A 234-nucleotide genomic window follows, 5' to 3' on the forward strand; every position below is an offset into this window, starting at 1 on the left:
TGAATACATAGGCATGCAAAGCGAACGCGGCGAACTGAAACATCTAAGTAGCTGCAGGAAAATAAATCAACCGAGATTCCCAAAGTAGTGGCGAGCGAAATGGGAAGAGCCTGTACGTGATAGTCGAGCTGATAGTGGAATCCTTTGGAAACAGGAGCCATAGCGGGTGATAGCCCCGTACACGAAATCAGAGCGGTGGTACTAAGCGTACGACAAGTAGGGCGGGACACGAGA

Annotated in this window: 1 rRNA gene; it reads left to right on the top strand. The window is 50.0% G+C overall.

The window, feature by feature from the left end:
• Positions 1 to 234 (top strand): 23S ribosomal RNA (locus tag H3H37_RS25580); the annotation flags it as partial.

It is taken from the genome of Rugamonas brunnea (assembly GCF_014042345.1).
GTDB lineage: Bacteria > Pseudomonadota > Gammaproteobacteria > Burkholderiales > Burkholderiaceae_D > Rugamonas > Rugamonas brunnea.